26 protein-coding genes and 1 tRNA gene are annotated in these 26360 nt (G+C 35.5%); 12 read left to right on the plus strand and 15 right to left on the minus strand.

Annotated features, from left to right (window positions below):
* Positions 1-62: 62 nt before the first annotated feature.
* From ACWA1F_RS07730 to ACWA1F_RS07740, 3 genes are all read right to left on the minus strand, one after another.
* On the minus strand, positions 63-434 hold the full coding sequence (locus ACWA1F_RS07730) for a DUF779 domain-containing protein (protein ID WP_456892994.1): 372 nt from the start codon (positions 432-434) through the stop codon (positions 63-65).
* Positions 435-503: 69 nt separating this feature from the next.
* A complete protein-coding gene (gene adhP / locus ACWA1F_RS07735; protein WP_456892996.1) occupies positions 504-1538 on the minus strand; it encodes an alcohol dehydrogenase AdhP in 1035 nt (344 codons plus the stop codon).
* A 62-nt stretch (positions 1539-1600) separates the two neighbouring features.
* The gene (locus tag ACWA1F_RS07740) at positions 1601-3106 is read right to left on the minus strand and encodes an aldehyde dehydrogenase family protein (RefSeq protein WP_456892998.1); all 1506 of its coding nucleotides are present in this window, start codon (positions 3104-3106) and stop codon (positions 1601-1603) included.
* Between the two features lie 273 nt (positions 3107-3379).
* Between ACWA1F_RS07740 and pheT the strand changes: the two genes are divergently transcribed.
* Positions 3380-5800, plus strand: a complete 2421-nt coding sequence (gene pheT, locus ACWA1F_RS07745; protein ID WP_306155290.1) for a phenylalanine--tRNA ligase subunit beta — start codon at positions 3380-3382, stop codon at positions 5798-5800.
* Positions 5801-6164: 364 nt separating this feature from the next.
* Here pheT and ACWA1F_RS07750 read toward each other — a convergent pair whose 3' ends face one another.
* The 3 genes from ACWA1F_RS07750 to ACWA1F_RS07760 all read right to left on the minus strand — a co-directional run bounded on the left by ACWA1F_RS07750 (position 6165) and on the right by ACWA1F_RS07760 (position 11229).
* The gene (locus tag ACWA1F_RS07750; RefSeq protein ID WP_456893000.1) at positions 6165-6989 is read right to left on the minus strand and encodes an N-acetylmuramidase domain-containing protein; all 825 of its coding nucleotides are present in this window, start codon (positions 6987-6989) and stop codon (positions 6165-6167) included.
* A complete protein-coding gene (locus ACWA1F_RS07755; RefSeq protein WP_456893002.1) occupies positions 6989-9136 on the minus strand; it encodes a hypothetical protein in 2148 nt (715 codons plus the stop codon). The genes ACWA1F_RS07750 and ACWA1F_RS07755 overlap by 1 nt, the downstream gene beginning before the upstream one ends.
* 77 nt (positions 9137-9213) lie before the next feature.
* Positions 9214-11229, minus strand: a complete 2016-nt coding sequence (locus tag ACWA1F_RS07760; protein WP_456893004.1) for a hypothetical protein — start codon at positions 11227-11229, stop codon at positions 9214-9216.
* A gap of 256 nt (positions 11230-11485) precedes the next feature.
* Here ACWA1F_RS07760 and ACWA1F_RS07765 point away from each other — a divergent pair, with 256 nt between their 5' ends.
* The 4 genes from ACWA1F_RS07765 to ACWA1F_RS07780 are packed head-to-tail and all read left to right on the plus strand — an operon-like array spanning position 11486 to position 13961.
* Positions 11486-11911 (plus strand): hypothetical protein, encoded by a 426-nt coding sequence (locus tag ACWA1F_RS07765; protein WP_306155296.1) that lies wholly within the window; start codon positions 11486-11488, stop codon positions 11909-11911.
* 7 nt (positions 11912-11918) lie between these two features.
* On the plus strand, positions 11919-12566 hold the full coding sequence (locus tag ACWA1F_RS07770) for a hypothetical protein (RefSeq protein ID WP_456893006.1): 648 nt from the start codon (positions 11919-11921) through the stop codon (positions 12564-12566).
* Positions 12539-13321, plus strand: coding sequence for a sensor histidine kinase (locus tag ACWA1F_RS07775; RefSeq protein ID WP_456893008.1), 783 nt, complete (start codon positions 12539-12541; stop codon positions 13319-13321). Before ACWA1F_RS07770 ends, ACWA1F_RS07775 begins: the two co-directional genes overlap by 28 nt.
* Positions 13311-13961, plus strand: coding sequence for a response regulator (locus ACWA1F_RS07780; RefSeq protein WP_456893010.1), 651 nt, complete (start codon positions 13311-13313; stop codon positions 13959-13961). Before ACWA1F_RS07775 ends, ACWA1F_RS07780 begins: the two co-directional genes overlap by 11 nt.
* 1 nt (position 13962) lies before the next feature.
* On the opposite strand, the gene ACWA1F_RS07785 is transcribed toward ACWA1F_RS07780, so the two are convergent.
* Positions 13963-14475 carry an adenine phosphoribosyltransferase gene (locus ACWA1F_RS07785; RefSeq protein ID WP_456893012.1) on the minus strand — a complete coding sequence of 171 codons (513 nt, stop codon included), beginning with the start codon at positions 14473-14475 and terminating at the stop codon, positions 13963-13965.
* A 114-nt stretch (positions 14476-14589) separates the two neighbouring features.
* Between ACWA1F_RS07785 and ACWA1F_RS07790 the strand changes: the two genes are divergently transcribed.
* Positions 14590-14663 (plus strand) — tRNA-Arg (locus tag ACWA1F_RS07790).
* An 85-nt stretch (positions 14664-14748) separates the two neighbouring features.
* Here the strand turns inward: ACWA1F_RS07790 and ACWA1F_RS07795 are convergent.
* On the minus strand, positions 14749-15756 hold the full coding sequence (locus tag ACWA1F_RS07795; protein WP_456893014.1) for a saccharopine dehydrogenase NADP-binding domain-containing protein: 1008 nt from the start codon (positions 15754-15756) through the stop codon (positions 14749-14751).
* A gap of 61 nt (positions 15757-15817) precedes the next feature.
* Positions 15818-16507: a hypothetical protein gene (locus ACWA1F_RS07800; protein ID WP_456893016.1), complete on the minus strand. Its 690-nt coding sequence runs from the start codon at positions 16505-16507 to the stop codon at positions 15818-15820.
* A gap of 27 nt (positions 16508-16534) precedes the next feature.
* Between ACWA1F_RS07800 and ACWA1F_RS07805 the strand changes: the two genes are divergently transcribed.
* The 3 genes from ACWA1F_RS07805 to ACWA1F_RS07815 all read left to right on the plus strand — a co-directional run bounded on the left by ACWA1F_RS07805 (position 16535) and on the right by ACWA1F_RS07815 (position 19112).
* The gene (locus tag ACWA1F_RS07805) at positions 16535-16726 is read left to right on the plus strand and encodes a hypothetical protein (protein WP_456893018.1); all 192 of its coding nucleotides are present in this window, start codon (positions 16535-16537) and stop codon (positions 16724-16726) included.
* Entirely contained in the window at positions 16723-17037 is a 315-nt protein-coding gene (locus ACWA1F_RS07810) for a winged helix-turn-helix transcriptional regulator (RefSeq protein WP_456893396.1), read from the plus strand. The genes ACWA1F_RS07805 and ACWA1F_RS07810 overlap by 4 nt, the downstream gene beginning before the upstream one ends.
* 743 nt (positions 17038-17780) lie before the next feature.
* A complete protein-coding gene (locus tag ACWA1F_RS07815; RefSeq protein WP_456893020.1) occupies positions 17781-19112 on the plus strand; it encodes a S41 family peptidase in 1332 nt (443 codons plus the stop codon).
* A gap of 150 nt (positions 19113-19262) precedes the next feature.
* Here ACWA1F_RS07815 and ACWA1F_RS07820 read toward each other — a convergent pair whose 3' ends face one another.
* From ACWA1F_RS07820 to ACWA1F_RS07835, 4 genes are all read right to left on the minus strand, one after another.
* Complete coding sequence (locus tag ACWA1F_RS07820) at positions 19263-19715, minus strand: Lrp/AsnC family transcriptional regulator (RefSeq protein ID WP_047775354.1); 453 nt, start codon at positions 19713-19715, stop codon at positions 19263-19265.
* Positions 19716-19918: 203 nt separating this feature from the next.
* Positions 19919-20911, minus strand: a complete 993-nt coding sequence (locus tag ACWA1F_RS07825) for a bile acid:sodium symporter family protein (protein ID WP_456893022.1) — start codon at positions 20909-20911, stop codon at positions 19919-19921.
* Between the two features lie 165 nt (positions 20912-21076).
* Positions 21077-22108, minus strand: coding sequence for a methionine synthase (locus tag ACWA1F_RS07830; protein ID WP_456893024.1), 1032 nt, complete (start codon positions 22106-22108; stop codon positions 21077-21079).
* A gap of 30 nt (positions 22109-22138) precedes the next feature.
* On the minus strand, positions 22139-23191 hold the full coding sequence (locus ACWA1F_RS07835; protein ID WP_456893026.1) for a DUF1852 domain-containing protein: 1053 nt from the start codon (positions 23189-23191) through the stop codon (positions 22139-22141).
* 267 nt (positions 23192-23458) lie between these two features.
* On the opposite strand from ACWA1F_RS07835, the gene ACWA1F_RS07840 reads away from it, so the two are divergent.
* Positions 23459-24088 (plus strand): nitroreductase family protein, encoded by a 630-nt coding sequence (locus tag ACWA1F_RS07840; RefSeq protein ID WP_456893028.1) that lies wholly within the window; start codon positions 23459-23461, stop codon positions 24086-24088.
* Between the two features lie 156 nt (positions 24089-24244).
* Here ACWA1F_RS07840 and ACWA1F_RS07845 read toward each other — a convergent pair whose 3' ends face one another.
* Both ACWA1F_RS07845 and ACWA1F_RS07850 read right to left on the minus strand, forming a co-directional pair.
* Positions 24245-24565 carry a nuclear transport factor 2-like protein gene (locus ACWA1F_RS07845; RefSeq protein ID WP_306155424.1) on the minus strand — a complete coding sequence of 107 codons (321 nt, stop codon included), beginning with the start codon at positions 24563-24565 and terminating at the stop codon, positions 24245-24247.
* A 43-nt stretch (positions 24566-24608) separates the two neighbouring features.
* A complete protein-coding gene (locus ACWA1F_RS07850; RefSeq protein ID WP_306155425.1) occupies positions 24609-25403 on the minus strand; it encodes an SDR family oxidoreductase in 795 nt (264 codons plus the stop codon).
* A gap of 141 nt (positions 25404-25544) precedes the next feature.
* On the opposite strand from ACWA1F_RS07850, the gene ACWA1F_RS07855 reads away from it, so the two are divergent.
* Both ACWA1F_RS07855 and ACWA1F_RS07860 read left to right on the plus strand, forming a co-directional pair.
* The gene (locus ACWA1F_RS07855) at positions 25545-25898 is read left to right on the plus strand and encodes a winged helix-turn-helix transcriptional regulator (protein ID WP_306155426.1); all 354 of its coding nucleotides are present in this window, start codon (positions 25545-25547) and stop codon (positions 25896-25898) included.
* Positions 25899-26080: 182 nt separating this feature from the next.
* Positions 26081-26278 carry a hypothetical protein gene (locus tag ACWA1F_RS07860; RefSeq protein WP_456893031.1) on the plus strand — a complete coding sequence of 66 codons (198 nt, stop codon included), beginning with the start codon at positions 26081-26083 and terminating at the stop codon, positions 26276-26278.
* Positions 26279-26360 lie beyond the last annotated feature (82 nt).

Consider the following 26360-nt stretch of genomic DNA (forward strand, 5'->3'; position numbering starts at 1 on the left):
AAAGTTTTTTTTAGGGATCAAACTTAAACCTCTGCAACTTTGCAACTCTGTCTCTTTGAACCTTAAAAAAAAGTGACAGGTTCTAAATTCTTTTCTTCTTCTGGAGTAAAAATTCTGTACTCAATTTGAAATGTTTTCTTTAAAGGTGTTTCTAATGAAAAACCTCCAACACCAAAGGCATCAATTACGGTTAAGGTAAAATGGGCGTGTTTCCAGTATTCAAATAAATCTTTGTCTACCCAAAATTCCGTGTCTTCGACAATGCCAATGCAAACGTCGCCAGTGCGTTGGTAATAACCTCCTTTTTCAAAACATTGCGGTTGAGTACCTTCGCAGCATCCGCCTGCTTGATAAAACATCAGATCACCGTGTTTTTCTTTGAGAATTTTAATTAATTCTATTGCTTTTTCTGTAGCGTCAATTCGTTTTATCATAACTTTTAAAATTAAAAAAAGCAGTAAATATCAATTAAGAATTTACTGCTTCGAAACATAACCAACTATTTAAGACTGTGCTATGTCGAGCACAATCCTTCCTTCTATTTCACCTTTTTTCATTTTATCGAAAACAGTATTGACATCTTCCAATTTTGAAGTGGTTACTGTGGCTTTGACTTTTCCATCAACTGCAAATTCGATTGCTTCTTTCATGTCTTTTCTGGTTCCAACAATAGAACCTCTTATGGTAATTCTATTTAAAACGGTATCGAAAATAGACAAATCAAAATTACCTGGAGGAAGTCCGTTTAATGCCATTGTACCTTTTCTTCTCAATGTTTCAAGCCCTTGTTTGAAAGCTATTGGAGAAACTGCGGTAACCAATGCCCCATGCATTCCACCGACTTCTTTCTTTAAGAATTCTCCAGGATTTTGATTCTTTGCATTCACAACCAAATCGGCACCTAATTTTTTTGCCAAATCCAATTTATCATCTCCAATATCAATTGCCGCCACATTCATACCCATAGCTTTTGCATATTGCACAGCCACATGCCCTAAACCTCCAATTCCAGAAATTGCGACCCATTCTCCAGGTTTCACTTCTGTTTCTTTCAATCCTTTGTAAACTGTAACTCCAGCGCATAAAATAGGAGCCATTTCAATAAAATTGACATTAGAAGGCAAGATTCCAACATATCTGGCATCTGCAATTACATATTCTGCAAATCCGCCGTCTACGCTGTAACCGCCATTCTGCTGGCTTTCGCATAAAGTTTCCCAACCCGTAATGCAATGATCACAGCCACCGCAGGCGCTATAAAGCCAAGGCACGCCGACAGCATCTCCTTCTTTTACGTTTTTCACATCCTGCCCAACTGCGACAACGTAGCCAACAGCTTCGTGTCCCGGAATTAAAGGCATTTTAGGTTTAACCGGCCAATCGCCTTCTACAGCATGTAAATCGGTATGACACACTCCGCTTGCAATTACTTTTACAAGAATTTCGTTTCTGCCTGGACGTTTTACTTCGACTTCTTCAATTTTCAAAAGAGATCCGAATTCTCGAACGACCGCAGCTTTCATTGTTTTTGGAAGCATAATTCTATGGTTTTAAGAGAATAGAAAATCTATCGAATTTTCCATTCTCAAGTTTATATTCTTTAAAAGAATCCTAATTTCTTTTTGTCATAAGAAATCAGCATGTTTTTGGTTTGGCGGTATTGGCTCAACATCATTTTGTGATTTTCGCGGCCAATTCCAGATTGTTTGTAACCGCCAAACGGAGCGCCCGCAGGGTAAGAATGATATTGATTAATCCAAACACGGCCAGACTGAATTGCTCTCGGAACCTGATAAATTTCGTGCGCGTCTCTTGTCCAAACCCCTGCTCCTAGCCCGTACATGGTATCGTTGGCAATTTCAATTGCTTCTTCTGTAGTTTTAAAAGTCGTAACCGCCAGAACAGGTCCGAAAATTTCTTCTTGAAAAATGCGCATTTTGTTGTGGCCTTTAAATAAAGTTGGTTTGATATAATAACCTTCAGCTAATTCGCCACCTAATTTGTTTTCATCTCCTCCCGTCAATAATTCAGCGCCTTCTTCTTTTCCTAATTTGATGTAAGACATGATTTTTTCTTTCTGAACAATCGAAGTCTGCGCACCAATCATAGTCGATTTATCCAGCGGATTTCCAGCTACAATAGCTTCTGTTCTTTCGATTACTTTTTTGATAAACTTGTCGTAAATATCTTCGTGAATTAATAATCTGGAAGGACAAGTACAGATTTCACCTTGATTCAAGGCAAATAAAACCGCGCCTTCTACCGCTTTATCGAAGAAATCATCATCATGATCTGCTACAGAAGGGAAGAAAATATTTGGAGATTTACCTCCTAATTCTAAAGTTACCGGAATAATATTTTCAGTCGCATACTGCATTACCAAACGTCCTGTAGTGGTAGAACCGGTAAAAGCTGCTTTTGATACTTTTTTATTGGTTACTAACGGACGGCCTAATTCGGCACCAAAACCGTTTACAATATTTAAAACTCCCGGAGGAAGAATATCTCCTATTATTTCCATCAAAACCATAATAGAAACTGGCGTGCTTTCCGCTGGTTTTAAAACGATTGTATTTCCTGCTGCAAGAGCTGGAGCGATTTTCCAGACTGCCATTAAAATCGGGAAATTCCACGGAATAATTTGCGCTACAACGCCCAGAGGTTCGCTTAAAGCGATAGAAACAGTTTGAGAATCCAGTTCAGCAATCGAACTTTCTTCTGCACGAATTACACCTGCAAAATATCTAAAATGGTCAATTGCCAGCGGAATATCTGCAGCTAGCGTTTCACGAATTGGTTTTCCGTTGTCTACCGTTTCGACTGCCGCGATATATTCTAGATTGTCTTCAATTCTTTGTGCAATCTTATTTAATAAAATACTTCTTTCGGTTGCAGAAGTTTTTCCCCAAGTCTTAAACGCTTCATAGGCTTTATCTACAGCCAATTCTAAATCTGCTTTTCCAGAATGCGCTGCTTTTGTAAATACTTTTCCGTCTATTGGAGAAAGCACGTCAAAGTATTCTCCTGAAATTGGTGGAGTAAATTTTCCGCCAATATAATTATCATATTTTGCCTTAAATTCAGGTCTTTTTACTGAGGTACTCATAATATTCTTTTTTTGATTTACTCCAAATTTAGTTTCATAAAAAGAAACAGAATAGCACTTTTCATTCATCTTGTAGCACAAAAATTACACAATCCGTTTTTTTAGCCATTTACACAATTCATTCGCTAAAATTTTGGCCTATAAATTATTAAAAGCTTAAAGCATAGCATTTTTTATTCAATAAAAAACAACGAGAAAAAACCACATAATTTTTTCTTACTCCAAAGCGCAATCCTTATATTTGTAACCTTATTCAAGAATTAAATAGCTACAATGAAAATATCTTACAACTGGTTAAAACAATTTATTAAAACAGATTGGACATCTGAACAGACTTCTGAATTACTAACAGATTTAGGTTTAGAAGTAGAAGTTGTCGAAAAATACGAATCAATTAAAGGAGGTTTAGCAGGAGTTGTTGTTGGACACGTTCTAACTTGCGAAAAGCATCCTGATGCTGATAGATTGAAAGTTACTACAGTTGATGTCGGTTTAGAAGCTCCAGTTCAAATTGTGTGCGGTGCTGCAAACGTTGCTGCGGGACAAAAAGTGCCAGTTGCTACAATTGGAACCGTTTTATACGATAAAGAAGGTGCAGAATTTACCATTAAAAAAGGAAAAATCCGCGGACAGGAAAGTCACGGAATGATTTGTGCTGAAGATGAATTAGGTTTAGGAACAAGCCATGACGGAATTATGGTTCTGGCAGAAGATTTAGTTCCTGGAACTCCTGCATCTGAAGTTTTCCAAATTGCAAATGATGAAGTTTTCGAAATCGGATTGACGCCAAACCGTGCCGATGCGATGAGCCATTTTGGAACAGCTCGTGATTTAAGAGCGGGAATGTTGCAACGCGGTGTAAACGTAGAATTGATTACGCCTTCTGTAAGCAATTTTAGAGTTGACATGCGTACGCTTAAAATTGACGTAAATGTTGAAGATACTCATTTGGCTCCAAGATATTGCGGTGTGACTATTTCTGGAATTTCTGTTCACGAATCTCCAAGCTGGCTGCAAGACCGTTTAAAAGCTATTGGATTAACTCCAAAAAATAATATTGTTGACGTTACTAATTATGTTTTACATGAATTAGGACAGCCTTTACACGCTTTTGATGCTGCGAAAATCAACGGAAAAGTGATTGTAAAAACAGTTGAAGAAGGAACAAAATTTGTTACGCTAGACGACGTAGAAAGAACCTTAAGCAAAGAAGATTTAATGATTTGCGACGAAAAAGGTCCGCTTTGTATTGCGGGAGTTTTTGGAGGAAAAAAATCTGGAGTTTCTGATGGAACTACTTCTATCTTCTTAGAAAGTGCTTATTTTGATCCGGTTAGCATTCGTAAAACAGCTAAAAGACACCAATTAAGTACAGATGCTTCTTTTAGATTTGAAAGAGGAATTGATCCAACGATTACAGAATACGCTTTAAAACGTGCTGCACTTTTAATTCAAGAAGTTGCAGGCGGAAAAATCACTTCTGATGTTGTGGAAGTATATCCTAAAAAAGTAGAAGATTTTTCTGTTTTATTGAATTTCAGCCATGTATCTAAAATTATCGGGCAGGAAATTTCGAAAGACACGATTAAGAAAATCTTAGTTTCACTAGACATTAAAGTAAACAGCGTTTCTGATTCTGGTTTAGGTTTAACTATTCCTGCTTATCGTGTAGACGTTCAGCGTGAAATTGACGTAATCGAAGAAATCCTGAGAGTTTATGGTTATAACAACATCAATTTCTCTAAGAAATTTAATGCTACAGTAGCCAATTCGCCAAGAACAGAAGATTACAAAGTACAGAATGTAATTGCATCTCAATTGAATTCGCAAGGTTTTCACGAAATGATGGCAAATTCACTGACAACTGCAGCTTACGCTAAATTATCTACCTCATTAAAAGAAGAACACAACGTTTCGATGCTGAACCCTTTGAGCAGTGATTTAGCAACACTTCGCCAGTCTTTATTATTTTCTGGTTTAGAAGCGGTTTCATACAATATCAACAGAAGAAATTCGGATTTAAAGTTATTTGAATTCGGAAAAACCTATCATAAATATCTTAACGGATACGAAGAGCACAAACATCTTTCTCTTTTAATTTCTGGAAACAGAAACAAAGAAAGCTGGACAAACCCGCAAAAAACAACAGATTTCTTCTTGTTGAAAGGATACGTAAAAGCGATTTTATCTCGTTTAGGAATTGAAAAGATTTCGAATGCCCCAGTTCAGTCAGATATTTATTCTGAAGGAACTGCAATTACGTACAACAATGATATTCTAGTTGAAATGGGTGTAATTAAAAAACCTATTTTGAAGCATTTCGGCATCAAACAAGACGTTTATTACGCTGATTTTAACTGGGATCTGGTTTTAAAAATCATCACAGGAAAAATTAAATATACTGAAATCCCTAAATATCCTGAAGTTCGTAGAGATTTAGCATTATTAATTGATGAAAAAACGACTTACGAAAGCATTTTCAACTTGGCAAAACAAACAGAGAAAGCACTTTTAAAAGACGTCAACCTTTTTGATGTTTATCAAGGAAATAAATTGCCAGAAGGCAAAAAATCATACGCTTTGAGTTTTACTATTCAAGACAATACTAAAACTTTAACCGACGCTCAGATCGATAAAATCATGTCTAAATTACAGCAGACTTTCGAAACTGAACTTGGAGCAACATTGAGATAGATTTTTTTGTTTCATGTTTTGAAAACGTTGCGTTTATTTTTTACCGCAAAGGACGCTAAGTTTTTTTTTACGCTGCCGTTTATAAACGCAAAAGTTCGCAAAGCTATATCTACAAAGCTTTGCGAACTTTTCTTTTTTAATAAAACCACAAAAAACTTAGCGACTTTGCGACTTTGCGCGATTAAAAATTACTTTGCACAAAGCTTTGCGAACTTTGCGTAAATCTTATAGCGCACCTTGCGGTTAAAAAACTTTACGACTTTGCACGATTAAAAATTACTTTACAAAAGGCTTTGCGGACTTTGCGTAAACCTAGCGCACCTTGCGGTTAAGAAACTTGCGCCTTTGCGCGGTTAAAAACAAACTATCTAGCATACTTAGCATAAGCACGCGCCAACTTCTCATCATATTTATTGGTTTTATACGCTGGTCCATTATATTTCAAAGCAAAAGAAGCCCAGTTTTTACTTCTCAGAAGCCCAATCAAATTGTTCTTTTCCAGAAACATTCCGAAAGCTTTCAGATGCTCCCCTTCGTTCTGGTTCATTTTTTCTACATATTCGTCAATGCTTTTATAACCGATAGAAATCGCATTAAAGCCCATAATTTGGAAAAGTCCCCAAGAAGCAGAACTATTTGCCGCATCAGCTATTCTTTTGTCCTGACCAAGATTACGTGCTTTCTCTAAACGCGCATATTCAGCTGTTCCGCCAACGTAATGTTTTTTAGTATAATTTTCGAACAAAACATCTTGCGTATTTGCATTCGCGTAAGCATTCGGATCTATGTTTCTTTTCTCCAATTCGCGCCAGAAAATATGTCCTTCAAACAAAATCTTCGGGCGGCCATCAATTAAAAACCCTTTTCCGTTGCTTTCAACCTCGTTTACTGCTTTCACAACCGCGAGTTCTAAATTAAACTGATTCGAAAAATCAATTAAATCCTGCTCGGATAATAATTTGCTGTTTGTAGAAAATCCGTTTTTATTTTTTTCTAAAAGTGCCGACCACGTTTTAAGTCCCACTACTCCATCAACCACAAGATTATTCTTTAGCTGAAAATCTTTGATTGCTTTATCGGTTTCACTTCCAAAATAATCGGAAACGACAACGCCGTAATTTAATTTGGACAAAAGCTCGTTTAAATAATAAACTTCTGGAGATTTTGTGCCCGCTTTTATGGTTCTCATTATTTTTTATTTATGGTGATAATTGATGCTTTAGAGAAATCAAAAACATCATTTTTGGAACCTGTTAGATTATCATTTTTGTCAAAATAATTGACTTTGTATGAAATCAGAGTATTATTGTTCGCCGTATTTTTTACAATAAAATTGAACAATATGGGGGTCGAAAATTCCGATTTTAAGCGTTCGATAGCAAATTTACTTCCCGTTTCCTGAACAGTTAATTCCAAAGTGATTCTGCTAGTTGCCGCCGCCTGGCTTTTAACCTGAACTTGAATGTATCGATTATAAGCCGTTGATTGTGAAACGACCTGACTAAATTCGGAAGTAATATTTTCAATGTTTTCAAAATCAAAAAACACATTTTTAATTTCGCCCAAAGCAGTTGGATTGATTGACGAAAAATCTAAAAACTTTATATCGTTGCTGATTAACTGCGGATAATTTTTAAAGAAAACACTATTCAAATACGTTGCATTCTGATTGTAAAGCAGTAGAATTGAATTGAGCTTGCAATTTGAAATCGACTGATTATTAACTTGAATTTTCTTTCCTGCATTATCTATCAAAGCATCCACTATTTCTCCAATTGTCTGCTCTAGATTTAGTTCTACAACGCTGGTATCTTTTATTTCTTTGTACTTAAAATTGATGTTGGCGTATTGCGAAATGGTATTATTGAGAGCATTAATCAAGATGCTGGCTTCAGAAAGGTTTTCGGTTGAGATTTTAAATATAAAATGTTTGCCATCAGTAGTAATTTGTGCTTGCTGAAGAAAATGATTGCCGTTTACTTCATACTCGGCGCCCAAATCATTAGGAAACAAGAATTGTACTTTATCAAAATAATCTGCCGGATCTCCGTCTATAAAATTGTTTTGCAAAAGCGCAATTTTCAATTTAGCCAGATCAAAACTGGAAAGATTCGGACCAATAACAAACTCAAACGTAATCTGCGAAATTTCTTCAGATGTTCCTGTGTCTTCTTCATGAGCATGAAAAATAGTAGTCACACAAGGTTTCATTGTATTTAAATCTTTTGAAAGACTGTACGTTTTTGAAATCAGCAAGAAAGTATTGGGCTGAACCATTGACTTATAAATCGACAGTTTGCTGAAATTATATCCCGAAACGAAAATCTGTTTAAACTCCGAAAAATCTTCATTTAAATTGAAAGGATTATTCGCAAATGGGCCATCATCATTTTGATACAGCTTTGGATCATTGCCAGGCAAACGAGGATAATTTACCGTTTTATTGATTTTGAGCAAAAAAGTACTTTTTACATATTCTTCCTGAACTTCGGCCTGTATATTATTGTCTCTCCTAATTTCTGAAATAGCTATTTTGGGCGCAACAGTTCCTGCCGTTGTCGTTTTTACCATTAAAGGACTGCTTATAAGTGTTGCTTTTGGCTGTAATGTGGTTTTGGTGGTTAAGTCCTTTTTTGTTACAATCTGACTTCTTAAAACCGCCAAATCTCTTGCGTACAAAAAATTTCGCTTTACTTTAGAATAGCCTTTAAAATCAAAAAACAAATCAACATTGCACATCAAATCGCTTATTTTGGAAACTAAGTTAGAATAGGCAATTTTCACCGCTTCATCAATCAAATCAAACTGAATTTCTTGCGTGGCGGTATTTATAATTCCGTTTATTTTGACAGTATCATTTTTTACTTTTAAGTTTAAAACTGCTTCTCTCAAGTTTAGAACAATATTTTTCTGATTGGCCTGCAACGGTTTGTTCTTGATGCTGTATTTCAAAGTTACCCTTCCCATAAGTCCGTCCTCCTTTGCAGATTTCCCAGGCACCTCTTCATAATAAAACAGCGCTCCATTATTGGGTTCTATTTCTACTTGAGGAAAAAACAGAATAATTTCATTCTTAAAATAATCCTTAAAGGAATCGTTCTCTGTAATCGCTTTATCTCCTTCAATTAGAGGAAAATAATTTTCAAAAACGGGAAGAATTAAAATGGGCTGAATCTCTATAGAATGAATTACAGGATGTTCGATTACCTTAAACTCCGTTTCTTTTACCACTGCTCTTGCAGTAAATACGGTGCTCGGTTTGGCAGGCTCGAGATTGAATCTATTTACGGGAACCAACTTGGTTCCGTCGAGCTTAAATGTATTTAAATCTGGCATAATCTTTAGGTTTAATGAATGGTGAGTTAAGAAACAAAAGGGACTTTACGTCCCTTTTGCAAAATGTCTCAAAAAAATTATTCCATGAATGGAGCTCTGATTTTCTCGATATCGGCATTTTGAGCTGCTGTTCCTGTTGGAATTTCAAACAACACATCGCCTTCCTGATAATCAAGTTTGATGTAATCTGTTGAAACAGAAACTTTTTTCGATTTCTTGCCAATTTTACCGTTGCAAGTATATTTTACTTTGTACTCTGTCGGTTTAACCGTATAATCTGCTTCATACCAAGCTCTGTACGGAATGGCATCTTCAAAATTATCTACTGTAAACTTGTACTTTTTAGAAGACATTTTATCTGCTTTTAAAGTCACTTCAAGCGTATCGCAATCATACAATTCTTCGGTAGACAAAGTATAATTGATCATGTTTTGAATTGGAAGCGGTACAAATATCTTAGTTCCTTCAAATTCATACTCTCTTACAGTATCTTTTAGCTTGACTCTCTTGTCTTTTTCATACATTACTTCTTGTTTTACTTTAATTTTTGAAGAACCATTGTTTTTCACGAAATCAAACACAAAAGCATTCTTTTCTTTCGACTTATCGTTCCAAGTAGCAGGGAAAATAGCATCGATTTCTTTTCCCGATTTACTCGTATTTTTTACATACGGAGTTCCTTCTGGCGCAATCATTCTGCCTGAGCTTTTCCAGATCATTTTCCCTTTAGAATCTGGATAACCCACTTCAATAGAAACTTGGCTCACCGGATTATCATTCACAATATCACTGTCTTTGTCCAATTTAATTAAACCTCCATTTAAAGAAGCAATTACCTGCACTTTAGAGAAATCTTCATCCAACTGGATTTCAGTAATATATTTTTTCAATTCCGTTTTTGCTTCAGGACCAGATTTTAAAGTCAGCGGCGTTAGATTTCCGCTTATTTTTGAATCTAAAACTTCGATTGCAGAGAATTTGATTTCGTCTGTGAATTTTACTTCTCTAGTTTGGCTTCCGTGTTTCAAACTTACGCCCACGCTTCCCCAACCAAAAAGAATTCTGAAAAATCCTCCCGGTTTTTCTGGTGTTGTTGCTGGCGTAAATTGTTTTTCTGGTGCATCAAAAATTTGTTTTTGAACCATTTGAAAAGCAAAATCTCTCTGTTTGGTAAAAAGCGCTTCTTCTACTTTTTTTCTTTCTTCGTTAGAAAACTGATTGTCAGTAATAATTTCGCTTACGATACCGCCCTGAGTCAGGATTTTCTCGTATTCGCTTTCCCAATTTACATCTACAAATGACCAGCTCGCATTGGCTTTAGCTGAAAAATAAGTATGTACTTTTTTTACATCAATCGTTGTTTTGATGGTTGTAGTTGGCATGTAGCCTTTGTATTTGATGTTGTTTTCAACCACCAAATTATTAGCGCCAGATTCTAACGCATTTTTAACTAATGAAGCACTGTTGCGTCCCATAAGCAAAGAAAGTGCATTGTCTCCTAATCCGAAAGTAGTTCCAGCGCCTTCTCCCTGAATATTAAATGTCCACGGATTGGCTCCTCCAAAAGGATTATTTGGCGATTTTTCGCCCACAACATGCATCGTAATCGTATTTTCTGTTAGCTGAATTGGTCTAACATTGGTTTCATTAAAATCGCGATCGACACCTTTTAGATAAGAAAACAGTCCAAAAAGTTTAGATTGTCTCTGATTATTATAACTGGTGTGCAATTTTGTTTTCAGCTTGTCAATCGCTTTTTTCAATAATGCTTCTGGCAGATCAATAGTACTAGTTAAAGTAGTGTATGCTCCTGCTTCTTCTTCTAATCCTTCGGCACCAATTACGGTTGAAGAATCTCCTTCTGATTTGAAAACCTGCATGGCAAATTTAAATCTTCCATCTGGGTGCTTGGCTAGACGTGGTGCTTTTGGATAATAATAAAACTGCATTGGCAAACCAGCATCTCTTAATAATATATTATTAGGATCTGGTGAAAAAAGTACTGCATAATCTGCTCCATCTTCTTTTTCTAAAAGAATTTCTACTGTTCCGGCTCCTGCGTGAGGATAACCTAGAGGTGTTGGTTGTGACATAATTTAAAAAATTTAATTAATTATTAATAGGTTACATTTTTGATTGCCCGTTTTTACCTTAAAACTGACGATGTAAAATTCTATCTTTACAAATAATTATGTAACAGCACTTTAACCCAAATTTTTAAATATTTTCACCTAAACAAAAAAGGGTATATTTCCCCTTGTCGGAATTTTATGTTTCAGATAATTTTGCCTTGTTCAACAACTCAAAAAGCTGTTAACTAAAACTTTAACCAATTAATATGAAATAACTATGAAAAATCCACCCGCAAAACCGAGTCAGTTAATCACAAAAGAGTTTGCACGACAATTAAATGTGAATTACAATAATAAAAGAGCTTCTCTTTCTGCAAAAAGAGAGCAAAAAGAAGATGCCAATGCAATCTGGTATTCTCTTGAAGAGTTAGAAAATTATATTCATTACATCAAAACGAATGGCGCAAAAGAGGGTTATAATGTAGACGGAATCCGTTTTTACTTTGGAGTTTATCCAGATGATGAAAAACACGGAGAAAAAGCCGGACTGACCACTTTATTCCTTGTTCCGACTGGTAAAAAAGCAAAAGACAGCAGCCAAATTCAAGGTTTTGCGATGATGCAAGAAGCTTCGGTTGACATACAAAGCCTTGAACCAATGAATTACGGAAACATCGGAAGACCGCCAAGCTTATTATACTAAAAAAATTATGTTCGAATTTTTAAGATCTTATATTATCTATATGGCTTTATTGTCAGGAACGATTGGTTTGTTTGCACTGCCAAAACTTCCTGGTAATAAAGCCAAATTTTTAGTACTTTTAATCTGGTTTTCTGTAGCGATTGAAGTTGTAGGCTATTATTTTACCTATTGGACAGGTTTGCTCAACTTTCACGTGTACAATTTTTATATGCTTACCAGCTTCTCTGCCTATATTTTACTTCTAAGAGCCCTGCTTACCAAAAAAGATCATAGAATTTCGGCTGTTCTTTTTCTAATACTGTTTATTGTGTCGTTTTTCTTAAATATTTTATATTTCAAAGAAGACATGAACCGTTCTTTTACCTATAGTTTTGCAATTGGTGTATTATTAATTCTAATATTATCCTGCCTGTATCTGATTGAGATTTTTAATTCCGAAAAAATACTGAATTTTAAGAAGTCGGTTTTTTTCTGGTATATTCTCGGCATACTTGTTTTTCATGTTCCGTTTACACCTTTTATGCTGGCTCTCAATTGGTTTTTAATCAAGCAAGACGAATCTATTTTTAGTTTGGTCGTGTTCATTTTAAATTTACTGGCACATAGCTGCTTTATAATCGGATTTTTATGGAGCGAAAAGAGATACAATTATTAGTTATTTCGTTAGGTATTGTTTTCTTTACCCTAGTACTTATTCTGCTTATTATTTTCTTTTATTTTTTAAAAAAGAAAAATAAATTCTTAGTAGAAAAAATGGAAGCTGATTTGTATTTCCAGTCCGAATTGGTTAAAACAAGAATTGAAATAAAAGACCAGACTTTATCTGAAATCAGTAAAGAATTGCATGACAATATCGGACAGATTATTTCGGTTGCTATAATGCAGCTTAATATCGGAATCAGCAATAAAAACATCCAAGTAGAAGAACTTATAGATTTGAAAGCTGTTTTGGCAAAATCTTTAGACGAACTGCGCATTCTCTCACGCATTATAAACAAAGACAATCTCCTTCATAATAATTTTATCGAAGCCATTCAGCAGGATTTGGAAAGAATTAAAAAGCTTAAAAAAATTAAATTCAATTTTAAACAAATTGGAACTGTCCCTGCAATAAATGAAGAACACGAACTTATTATTTACAGAATTTTTCAAGAAGCGCTCCATAACAGTTTAAAGCATTCTAGAAGCGATTTGTTTGATGTTCATATTGAAACTACCGATTCTTTTTTCATATTAAACTTAAAAGATTTCGGAATTGGCTATGACGTTAAAAAGTCAAATTCAGGAATCGGATTGAATAATATGAAATTAAGAGCTAAGCTTATTGGCGCCCAGTTAATCTTAAATTCTGACAACTCTGGAACCAGTGTAACCATCAAATACCCATTAACCCAAGGCTATGAAAACTAACTCTAAACGAAAAATAATAATTGTAGATGATCATTTGCTTTTTTCGCAGTCTCTCGAACTGCTGATTAAAAGTTTTGGCGATTATGAAGTGATAAACCGCTTTGAAAACGGAAAAGTCTTCATCGACTATCTGGTACAAAATAACGAGGCTGAAATCGATCTTATTCTGCTTGATGTAAATATGCCTGTACTCGACGGATTAAGCACTATGAAATGGCTTAAAGACAATCGGCCAGATTTAAAAGTAATTGCTTTATCGGTAAACGACGATGAAGAAATTATCATAAAAATGATCACAAATGGCGCAAAAGGTTATCTGCTGAAAGATACTTCTCCAGAAATCTTTAAAGAAGCAATCGAATGCGTCATCGAAAAGGGTTTTTATTTTACAGAACTTGTTTCTGGAATGCTAATTAACAAAGTTGGCGGCGATAACAAAAAGATTTCTCTAAAAGAAAAAGAAATTGTTTTTATCAAACATGCCTGCACCGAAATGACTTATAAAGAAATTGCATCAGAAATGTGCTTAAGCCCCAAAACCATTGATGGCTATAGAGAATCACTTTTTGACAAACTTGAAATAAAAACCCGAATCGGACTTGTGCTTTATGCGATTAAGCATAAAATTGTTTTTGTTTAATCTAGTACGTTAACGCTGCAAAAACAGGATATTCCTTAATTTTCTCTCTTCCGTTAAGAAAAGTCAGTTCCATTAAGAAATTACATTGTACAATTTCCCCACCCAGTTTTTCGACCAATTCGCAAACTGCTTTTGCTGTTCCGCCAGTAGCCAAGACATCATCGTGAATTAACACGCGATCGCCTTTTTTGATAGCATCTGTGTGCATTTCTAAACTATCAGAGCCATATTCCAATTCGTAAGAAGCAGAAACCGTATCAAACGGAAGCTTCTTTGGTTTTCTCACAGGCACAAATCCAGCATTTAATTCCTGAGCTAGTAACATTCCGAAGAAAAAACCGCGAGATTCAGCTCCAACCACTTTATCAATTTTTTGTCCATTTAAAGAATCCAACAAAATTTTTAGGCAATTGGTACGCGCTTCTGGGTCACCAAGTAAGGGCGTGATATCTTTAAATAAAATTCCTTCTTTTGGAAATCCCTGAATATCACGTATATACTTTTCAATCTTCATTTTTTTTTAATTTTCTGTTATTTTTTCCTTGTTTATCTCACATTTATGTCTATCTTTGCACCCGCAATAAGCAATCAACAAAGCTACAAAAAAATAGCTAATTGATAACAAAAAGGCCTCGTGGCGCAACTGAATAGCGCATCTGATTACGGCTCAGAAGGTTACTGGTTTGAATCCAGTCGAGGTCACTAAAAGAGACAACTAGCAAATAGTTGTCTCTTTTTTTATATACAAACATATAGATTTCTCAATCCTTTTTACATGGAATTTTCTCTACCAAGTAATTTTTATATCATCTTCCTGCAAGGAATTTAAAAAATCGCTTGCTACAAACGCTTCTCCCAGTGTCTTTACCCCTTTTGAAGTTGCCTTTCCAGATAAAATTCTCCTCACAGCCTCTACAACTAAGGGAGCAGTCACAGCATAAATATCTTGGCCTTGAGCAGAAATTCTTCTTTCTTCATTATCTTTTAACGCAACGACTTCAAGACTGAATTGCTGTGAAGATCTATTTTTCTCATCTGTCGGTTTTGGCTCTGGCGTATTGTTGTTTCTAAGATCGTCTAAAGAGTTCTGACTCAAATATGTATTAACCGTATTGACGTTTAAATGGCTCGAAATCGTAATGATTTCTGAAAGAGGCAGACTTACCACTTCTTTGTTTCCTATTGGTTCTTTAAAATTCCATTCTTTTGAAGGAGTTGGCTCAAGTTCCTTTAAACGATGGTCTTTGAACGTTAACCTTTTGTAATGATTTCGATCTCCTGTCAATCTTGTCCCTTTTGTAGGATGCCAGGAATCCAAACCAATATACACGTTGATTTCATCTGTATGCTCCCACTCCTTTGTTAATTGAGTCGCCAATAAATCGGCCAATCCACCATAAAAGGCTGCTGCCGGAATAATTAAGATTTCTTTATTATTAGCTTCTTCCGAAAATTCATCAATGACATCCAACACTGGTTTTTGTTCTGCCGATAAATCAATATAATGACTTCCGAATCTTAAAGCTGATTTAATTATGGGTGCCGCAGTATCTAAATATGGACCGGCAGCGTTTATAATAATTTTAGTATCTTTAAAAGCTTCGTCTAATGATTTTGGATCATTGATGTCTGCCACTTTTATTTCTGAATCCGGAAAAAACGGAAGCAAAGCAGTTAATTTTTCCGAATCTCTTCCAGAGAGAACCAAATTTCTATAACCTTGCCTGTAAAGTTCTGCCACAATAAACTTTCCTGTATGTCCGTATGCTCCGTAAACTGCAATAGTATTTTCCATAAGTTGTATTTTTTAGATATTATTCTATCGGATGAATATTAAATATTTGAAAGGTTGTTTTTTATTGAATTAGCAATAAAGTATTTTGTATTGTGATTAATTGTTGCATTGATTGTCTTAATTGGTTGCTCATTTTATTAATCAATTTTTGTTTTAATTGATACTCTTTTTCATTTTCAAAAGATGCAATGGAAACCAAAAGATTTTTGTCCTGAAAAGCTGGAAGTTTCGGGAAATCATTTTCTTGCATTTCACTGACCCAAAGTGTTGTATTTTTGATCTCTATACTTTCTAGAAATGGCAAATATTCAGCATTAAAAAGAGCAATTACTTTATCCAGTGTACCGTTGCAACTATAAAAGTTCACCACAACAATTTTATGACTCGCCTTTAGAAAATTGGCAGAAATGCTTTTGGCAAGCGGACGTAGCAAATAAACGTTGTCTGAATTGATCATCATGTCATTGGCACCTTTTCCATAGTCTTTCCAAGTTTTACTGTCAACATAAAAATCATTTAAGAATTTTATTCTCGTTTCCATATTCTTAAAACCTCTAAACCAAACAAATCTATCATTTGATTCATCAATTTTAAATTGTCCTAAAGTATAGCCACCAAGATCATACATTGGAGTAACAAAATAAGCATTGAAGTACTTTTTAAATCTGTCTGCTGTATTGGGCTTCAATAAATAATTGCGAAGTTCTAATACTGTAATTTCTTGATTATTTGATTCTTGAGCGTTTGCCATAATTCTTAATTCTTTAAAATGATTAAAATGAAACAAAAACAATCTATCACGAGTGAATATCAAAATCCGTTTGATAAAAACCCTAATAATTCCTCAAACAAAGAAAACAATATAATATCTTTACCACAAGTACGTACAAAAAAGTACTCTACGTACCAAAACCATACTAATGCTGAAAATCAGTATTTTAAAAATGAAAAAAATGGCAAAAAAAAATAAACCTAAAAGCATATTGCCCAGTTGATTACGCTTTTCAGCGAATTGGAGGAAAATATAAAGGCCGAATTTTGTGGTCACTAAAAGATCATGTCTTGCGCTATGGTGAGCTAAAAAAAACTATTGAAGGAATCACACCAAAAATGCTTACCCAAACTTTAAAAGAATTAGAAGCTGACGGATTGATTTTTAGAAAAGTTTATCTCGAAGTACCGCCTCGAGTTGAATATTCTTTGTCTGAAACGGGTAGTGAGCTAATTCCTTTCATCAATCAAATGAGTGCTTGGGCTGAAAAACAAATGGCTTTGATTTAGTTTTAAAATGTATAAAACAGCATTTAGAATTTGAAAGTTTCTTTGTCATAATTATGCGAAAAGCCAAAACTTCTTTAAATCGTTCATAAAATGGTTTGTAAATTGTTCAGTAAGGTCACTACTCGGGACAAAAGATAAGTATCATCTTTTGTCCCGTTTTTTTTGCTCTTAATATATTGTTTACCAAACAGATGCAGTTTACCACTTCGTTGATTCAGTTTCTATCTGCATACCCATCTTGCGTTTGTCTTAAAAAATAAAGAAACCGGATATTTTTTGATTGCTCAATTTTACGCCTTAAAGAATCGGTTCGGGCATATCATAAAAAATAACGTAATAGTTTGTAATTACGCACTAGATTAATTACCATTGTATCAGAAAATTACGGAGAAGATAGAGAATATTATTTTTATACCCTTGAGTATGATAAAGGAGCTGCAGCCCATACTCCCAACACAGTATATAAAGCTGTTGTCTATACAGCGATTCAGCAATGGTTGCTTCTAAAGGCATGCATGAAAAACTCTAGGGCCGGCAAAATGAACCTACAAGAACTGCCTTAAAAATATTACTTCTGTCCACCCCACAACTGGGCTGCTCGTAAGCAAGGATTTCCTGTTCGGAATATTAGCAGCAACAAAAGCGAAAATTGGCTTTACAGACGAGGGCTGACCCTATTTCTCTTTAAAAAATAAAGCATAATTGTTTATTTGAAATACGGCAAAAAAGTAAATCCGCAAACTATGAAAAGCAATACAGCAATCTTTTTAATGTTCCTGTTCCTGACCATGCATACGGGGGTCGCGGCTCAGCAGCAGCCGCAACTTTCGAGAGAGCAAGTCCGTGAGACTGTTCAAGAGCTGAGCAGCTCTCTAATGGCCAATTATGTTTTTCCGGAAAAAGCAGCAAATGCATCAGTGCTTTTACATTCCGGCATTGATGGCGGCCTATATGATAAAATACTTGATCCAAACTTACTTGCAAGCACTCTTTTCAAGGAATTGCAGCCTGTGCTTAATGATAAGCATTTTCGTATTGTTTACAATCCTGCGCTGGAAAAAGAAGTGCTGAGCTACAATAGCAGGCCCGTGCAGTTGGCAGTTGATGTGCAAAGTGAAAAGAACAAGAACTTTTACTTCAGGAAGATCGAAATTCTGCCAGGAAACGTCGGTTACCTTGAGTTTAACGGATTTGCACTTCCCAATAAAGATTTTCGCAAAACTCTTGGTTTTGTGATGGGCTATCTTGCTAATTGCGAGGCACTGATAATTGATCTGCGTTCGAATCGCGGCGGCAACGGAAAAAGTTCAGAAGAGATACTTTCTTATTTTTTTGAACGCAATACATACATTGGCCGATCTTATAATAGGATCAGTGATCAATGGAGCAGCAGCTATGTTAAGGGATATAAATCTAATCGTAACAGTATACATCTTAATATGCCCATATATCTGCTAACTGGAAAAAATACTTACTCGGCTGGCGAAGGATTTGCTTATGCATTACAGCAGCAGCGAGGTTCCAAAGTTGTGGGAACCCAAACTAGCGGAGCAGCACATCTTACCCGCAGCTTTAGTTTAGGCAATGGCTTCGTAGGGTATATACCTTACCAGAGAACAGAAAATGTGAAAACTGGAACTGACTGGGAAGGGACTGGAGTAATTCCTGATGTTACGACAATGGAGAACGCACTGATTATCGCTCACAATTTGATACTCGCAGATAAAATTGCTAAAACCACTGGAAAAGAAAAAGATGTTTTTCTATGGATGATCAATTACAACAAATCGATGCTTTCTTCGGGTAAGCTCACGGATACTAATTTAAGCTGCTTTACAGGCAGGTTTGCCGAATTTGAAATTACTGGTAAAGATGGACAACTTTTCTTCAGAGATGTAAATCAGAAGAATAATGTTCCAGCTGTTATGGTGCCTATTGATCAGGATTTTTATCAAGTAAAGAAAGACTACCAGGTGCGATTTGAATCGCTCAAAAATGGACAATATCAGGACGTAAGGGTATATTGGAGTGATGGATATTCTGAAAAGATCGAGCGGCTGCATACTTTAGAATGAATAGCATTGATTTTTTAAGCCTTTACCAGCCTAACATTTCATGGTTCGAATTTTTCACAACGTTAAATATAAAATAATTCCAAAATGGACTTCATACATTTTCTTTCACAAAAGCTAAGGTTAAATTTAAATAAATAAGCCATTCTGGAACTATCCATACATATTTTTTATCTCTGACATAACAAAGGTACTTTGGGTACTCCCTATACTTTCAACTGATCCTAATTTATTAAACACAAAATCCTGATAATGCTTCATGTCTTTGGCAGAAACCTTCATTAAAAAATCGTAATCTCCTGAAATATTATAACATTCCACAACTTCTTCGATTTTCATAATATCGCTAACAAACTGATTCCCTATGTTACGATCGTGCTGTTTAAGTTTGATATTGCAGAAAACGATAAATCCCCTGTTTAGTTTTTCTGCATCCAGCAGGGCTATATATTTCTTAATATAACCGTTATTTTCTAATCTTTTAATACGCTCAAAAACAGGCGATGCCGAAAGATTTACCATCTTAGCAAGCTCTTTTACAGTGTATTTAGAATTATCATGAAGTATATTTAATAACTGAAGATCAATATCGTCTATCTGTTCCATAAAATATTCTGCTTTGAATTTTGTTTTAATTTATTTCTAAATTAGAATAAAATTCTTCAAATACAATTAAAAACAATATAAAAATCTTTTTTTTAACAAATTTAAAACATAGCAATCTGCAAAACTTACTTTATAGTATAAAAATCCTAAAGACAATATTTATAGAATGACGAAGAATAAATCTACTAAATTGACTTTTAAAACTATTCTTCTTTTCTTCGAGCCATACCCTGAGCAATGATGCTGGCGGCAATCAATTGCAAAGCATGGTACAGCATGAGCGGCAACAATACGATTCCGGTGATAGTACTGTGCTGAAAAAGTACTTTTGACATAACGGTGCCGTGCACCAATGACTTTTTAGACCCACAGAATAAGACGGTAATACGGTCTTCATCTGAAAAACCAAGCAGGCGGCTCAGTAGTGCGACACAAAAGAATACGGTAAAAAACAACGCCATCATCCCTGCAGCGAGTCCAACAAGTTCCAGGGCGGTGAAGCCTTCAAAAAGATGTTCGGAAAATGACTTGCAAAACGATGTGTAAATAATTGTTAGAATAACTGTCTGATCGAAATATTTAAGCTGTTTCTTGTATTTTTCGGCAATGGCGCCGAAACGGGAATTGAGGCTTATGCCGATGATGACAGGCAACAAGACTTGCAGAATTAACTTTATGCCGATTTGAGTGACATCAAAATCGCCTGTTGCAGAAGCTATAAACAACCCAACCCAGAGTGGCGTAACCACTACTCCGATCAAACTGGAAATACTCGCATTGAAAATGGCTGCGGGAATATTTCCTTTGGCAATGGAAACCATAACTACGGAAGAGGATACTGTAGATGGTAAAGCTGCCAAAAAAAATACACCCAGCCAAAGCAACTCGAAACCGTTATTGACAAACAAGGGGCGAAATGCCAAAACAATGAGCGGAAAAAATAAAAAGGTTGTCAACTGGACGACAATGTGCATTTTCCAGTTTGAAAGTCCGGCTTTTAGTTTATCAACACTCAGTCGCATGCCATAAAACAAGAAAATCAAGGAAACGCCTGCATTGGCAATCTCCTCCAGCGAAACAGGTTCTTTGACCATGCCTGGCTTTGGTAAAAAATATGCCATCAGAATCATGGTGGCTATCATTAACAGGAAACCGTCGAAACCTGCTTTTTTTAATACTTCTAATAATTTCTTCAATGTGTTTTAAATATTATTTCTCCGTAGAGTCAAGATTACAAAAATGCCTTACGCGGATAAACGTAGATTTTCCAGATCATTAGTCTGCCCGTAGAGTCGCTCTGTTAAATTCTACGGACAGCAGCTTCAAACAAGGAAACTATATTTCTAATTAATAAATTGAGACTAAATCCCAAGTTCTTTGCGTATAATTTCTGCTCCTGCGCTTAAAGCACTTAACTTGCCTCTAGCTACGTTTCGAGATAGCGGGGCCATACCGCAGTTTGTAGAAGGGTAAAGATTTTCGGCATCTACAAACTCAAGAGCTTTACGCAAGGTATCAGCTACTTCTTCTGGTGTTTCAATAGTGTTTGTTGCCACATCAATAGCACCGACCATTACTTTTTTACCGCGAACAAGTTCCATTAAATTTAATGGCACATTGGAATTGTGACATTCTAAAGACACCACATCAATTTTAGATTTTTGAATTTTCGGGAAAATTTCTTCATACTGTCGCCACTCAGAACCTAATGTCTTTTTCCAGTCAGTATTTGCCTGTATTCCATAACCATAGCAAATATGAACAGCAGTTTGACAGTGTAAGCCTTCAATGGCTCTTTCTAATGCTGCCATTCCCCAATCGTTTACTTCATCAAAAAACACATTAAATGCAGGTTCATCAAACTGGATAATATCTACCCCTGCATCTTGAAGTTCTCTTGCTTCTTCATTGAGTGCTTTCGCAAATTCCCAAGCCAATTTTTCTCGGCTTTTATAATGGTCGTCATACAAGGTATCTACCATTGTCAGCGGGCCTGGTAACGCCCATTTTATAGGCTTATTAGTCTGTTTACGTAAAAATTTAGCATCCTCAACAAAAACTGCTTTTTGACGCGCAACCTCACCTACCACCACTGGAACACTCGCGTCATAACGGTTACGGATTTTTACTGTTTTACGATTTTCAAAATCTACACCACTTAAATGCTCGATAAAAGTCGTTACAAAATGCTGGCGTGTCTGCTCGCCGTCACAAATGATATCTAGATCTGCCAATTGTTGTTCATGCAGAGAAATGCGCAACGCATCTTGTTTGCCTTCAAGCAGCTGATCGCCTTCTAATTTCCATGGTGACCAAAGTTTTTCGGGTGGTGCAAGCCAGGCAGGTTTAGGCAAACTTCCAACAATAGAGGTAGGTAATAATAATTTCTTCATAATAGTATAATATTAATGCGTTGTAATCAATTAAAGGGTAAAATTAGCAGACCATTGGTCCAGGAGACTTTTGTAAGGCTTAATGAAATGCTCTTCTGCATATTTACCCTGTTCAATAGCCAGTCGGCTGCGCTCTTCGCGGTCATAAACCACGCGAGTTAGCGAATAATCTTCGTGTTTAAGACTAGGTTGATAGATTTTTCCAGCCACTGAATTTGCATTGTAAATTTCAGGACGATAAATCTTCTGAAAAGTTTCCATCGTACTGATTGAGCTGATTAATCCAAGATCAGTATAATCAACAAGCAGATCGCCGGAATGATAAAATGCCATGGGTGCCACACTATTCGGAGGCATGAAAAAACGAACTTTTAAGCCCATTTTAGAGAAATATTCATCAGTGAGAGAATACTGATCCTGCAGATACTCAAAACCCAGAACCGGGTGCTGATACTCAGTGCGAGTATAAGTTTTGTTGCTCGATACACTTAAACAAATGATCGGTGACATCTTAAAGTGCTCTTTATAAGTAGCAGAACTGACAAAGCACTTATAAAGTTTTCCGTGCAAATCACCAAAATTTTCAGGAACGCAAAAATCAGATTTATTTTTGTTGTGCTCGATCAATAAAATACTGAAATCATAATCACGAACATAGGAAGAAAAATTATTTCCAGCAATACCTTCAATACGCTGACCCGTTTTACGATCAAAAATATTCGTTTTTAAAACTTCAATCAATGGCAGATTGTTACTACCATTCTTATCATCAATACTCATCGTTACTGTGATGATTTCAAGTTCTACAAGGTAACGAACAGCTTTTGGATTATCCAGATGAGCCAATGCATTGAATCGATTGTTAATCATATTTAATGCATTACGTAAGTTTTGTTGGCGATTACCTCCTCTAGCCAAGTTTGCAAAATTGGTTGTCAGACGCGTTTCACTTGAAGGATGATAGTTTTCATCTAAACAGGTGCTCTTTAGTGTGAACGCAAAATCATTCTTGATTTTATTCTGGGTATTTTCAATATTCTGCTTTTCATTTATTCCTCTATCTTCTGGTATGTTCGTTTTCATCTGGTGATACTATTTAGATTTTTTACCTTGCAAATTTTAAAATAAAAGATTAAATATTTTTATTTATACTAAAAATCAGATAATAATTCTTTTTATACCTATTTATAAAGATTTTTAATCTTTAAACAAATATAATATGGAAGAAAAACAGATAATTATTCTGTAGTGAACTGAAATGATTGATTTGAGTCTTCCTAGAGCACTCCAAAAACTCGAAAAAGAAAACAATATAATTTATCTTTGGCAAAATTTAAGATAGACATAGTAATGAATTTGATAGAAAATTTAAAATGGCGCTATGCCACAAAAGCTTACAATAACATTAAAGTAACTGAAGAAAAGGTCGATCAGATCTTGGAAGCCATAAATCTTTCAGCATCTTCTTGTGGTCTGCAGTCTTACCGTGTTTTTGTTGTAAGCAATCCAGAAATCCAAAAAAAACTAGGTGCTAATTCGTTTAATGGACAGATTAGCTCTTGCTCTCATTTGTTAGTTTTTGCTGCATTTACTGACATGGCTTCGAGTTACATTGACGATTACATAGCAATGACAGAAAAACAAAGAGGCCTTGATTCTGGTGCCTTATCAGGATTTAAAAATGGACTTCATTCGTATTTCAGCGCTATAAACGCAGAACAAAAATCCCTTTGGGCATCAAAACAAGCTTATATTGCACTAGGAACTGCACTTATTGCTGCGGCAGAATTGAAAGTGGACGCCACTCCTATCGAAGGATTTAATGCCGCCACTATCGATGAGGTTTTGGGTTTGAAAGAAAAAGGGTTGCATTCAACAGTTATCCTCGCTTTAGGATATCGGGATTCGGAGAAAGACTATATGGCAGCTGCGAAAAAAGTTCGTTTGCCTATAGAGGAAATGATAACTAAAGTTTATTAGTACAAAAAGCTCAAGCTTAAAATAATTATGTTACAAGTTTACTTGAAGACAAGCCAATTTCTTTAAATGGTTTGTAAATTATTCAGTAACCGTCACTAAAAAAGCTCATTTCAAAAAGAAATGAGCTTTTTTATACCTTAGAATAACGTCCTAATTTTAATTAATATCTAATGACTGAATATATTCTGCTTCAAACTTAAAATTATAAGTCAAAACTAAAGGACTTCCCGGAAAAGTTCCAGATACTTCCGCTTTTAAACTTCCCTTTTCCGCATCTCCTTCAAAGCTAATAGGATTCATTACCGCATTGTATTCTTTTGAAGATTTTTCGATCCATTTTTGTATTGCTTTTTTTCCCGTATAATTTTTCCCTTCATCAAATACTATAGCATTTTCTGAAAAACAATCAGCAAAATGAGCACTGTTAAAATTATTCTGTGCATTTACTAAGTCTTGTACTACTACTGGTAAGTTCATAATTTTCTATTTTACTATTAATAAATAAGTATTGCTTTATAATTTAAATTGTCGGGATGGTTCCGCCGTCTATTACATATTCTGTTCCCGTGAGGTAGCCTGCTCTTGGTGAAACGAGAAAACCTACCAATTCAGCCACTTCTTCGGGCTTTGCAGCTCTTCCGTATGGAATTCCTCCTAAAGCATTCATGACACTTTTTTCTGCCTCTTCGAGAGATACATTACTACTTTCAGAAATACGTTCCATCATTCTTACTGATGCCTCGGTCATAATCCATCCTGGAGAAACCGTCAGAACACGTACGCCTTTTGACGAAACCTCTTTAGATAAACCTTTACTGTAATTGATCAGCCCTGCTTTTGCGGCGGCATATGGAAGAGTAGAATCATATAAAGGCAATTTTCCTTGAATGGATGCGATATGGATAATAACGCCGTTTTTATTCTCAAGCATTTGAGGCAAAAATGCACGATCCAATCGAACTGGAGCTAATAAATTTGCCTGAAGTGTTTCTTCCCAGTCTTTATTAGTCAATGCAGCAAATCCGCCTCCGGGAGTTTCAGATGCTCCAAGGTTATTTACGAGAATATCAAGTCTGCCAAATTTCTCCACTACTTCGGCAGCAACTTTAGCTGCAGCTTCGGGTTTACTCAAATCTGCCGAGATAAAATGCAAAGCGGCATCGGGTATTTCCGGTTGGTTTCTTGCACTGATGATCACTACAGCACCTGCCTCTTTTAAACGTTGGGCTATTGCTCTGCCCGCTCCTTTTGTTCCTCCTGTTACCAGAGCAATTTTGCCCGATAACTCATTCTGATAACTTATTTTTTGTTCCATATTAATTTCTTTTGTACAAATTTCAGAACTCCGGAACTTTCTCACAAGTACGGAATTACGATTCACATAGGGATAAATTTCTCCCCTATTGTGAAAATCAATACATACTAGTATTTTTACAATATGTATGAGAGAAAAACAATGCCCAACTTAAATTGCGGACTTGACCTAATAGGTGAAGTATTATACGGCAAATGGAAAATACGCCTCCTTTGGTTTATTAATGAAGGACATAAAAGACCAAGCGAGTTACAGCGCAAAATTCCTGATGCTTCGCGCAGAGTCTTGAATATTCAGCTTAATGAACTGGAAGAGCATCAACTTGTGGTTAAAAAAATATATCCTGTGGTGCCTCCAAAAGTAGAATACACCTTAACAGAATTTGGCGAGAGTTTAATTCCTGTTATCGGAGCTTTAGGCCAATGGGGAGACAAAAATCAAGAAAGATTAAAGGCATTGATCGTTAAAAAATTTAACGACTTTCCGAATCTTTAAATTCATTATTTTCTGAAACTCAAATATATTCTTCTTGCATATTATTAGAATTTAATAAATGATAATTCAGCAATTTTTTAAAAAAATCATATAAAAAACATGAATCCGTAGATTGTAATTTTAGTATAAGCTAATTGAGATAATTAGACATATCGATATTATTTACTAAAAAATTATGCAACATGATATCTGAAAATTTCTATAGAGAGAATCAGGAGCAGTCGAGTGATTTTACCTCCGAAGAAGAACTGCTACTGAGTTATGAAGATTATCTGGCGCAAAGCTCTTCTTATTCGCTTAAAGTCGAAAATCACTACGATGTTGAACTCGATGATCTTAATGCGGAATATGATGAAAATGATTGGGAAGAAGAAGAATAAAATAATGATTAATCATACTTGCTCCAAAATTTTGGGCTAGTAGTGAAATACAACATTGCGGATTGTTAAAATCTCTGCGCTT

This window comes from Flavobacterium erigeronis, from assembly GCF_054075165.1.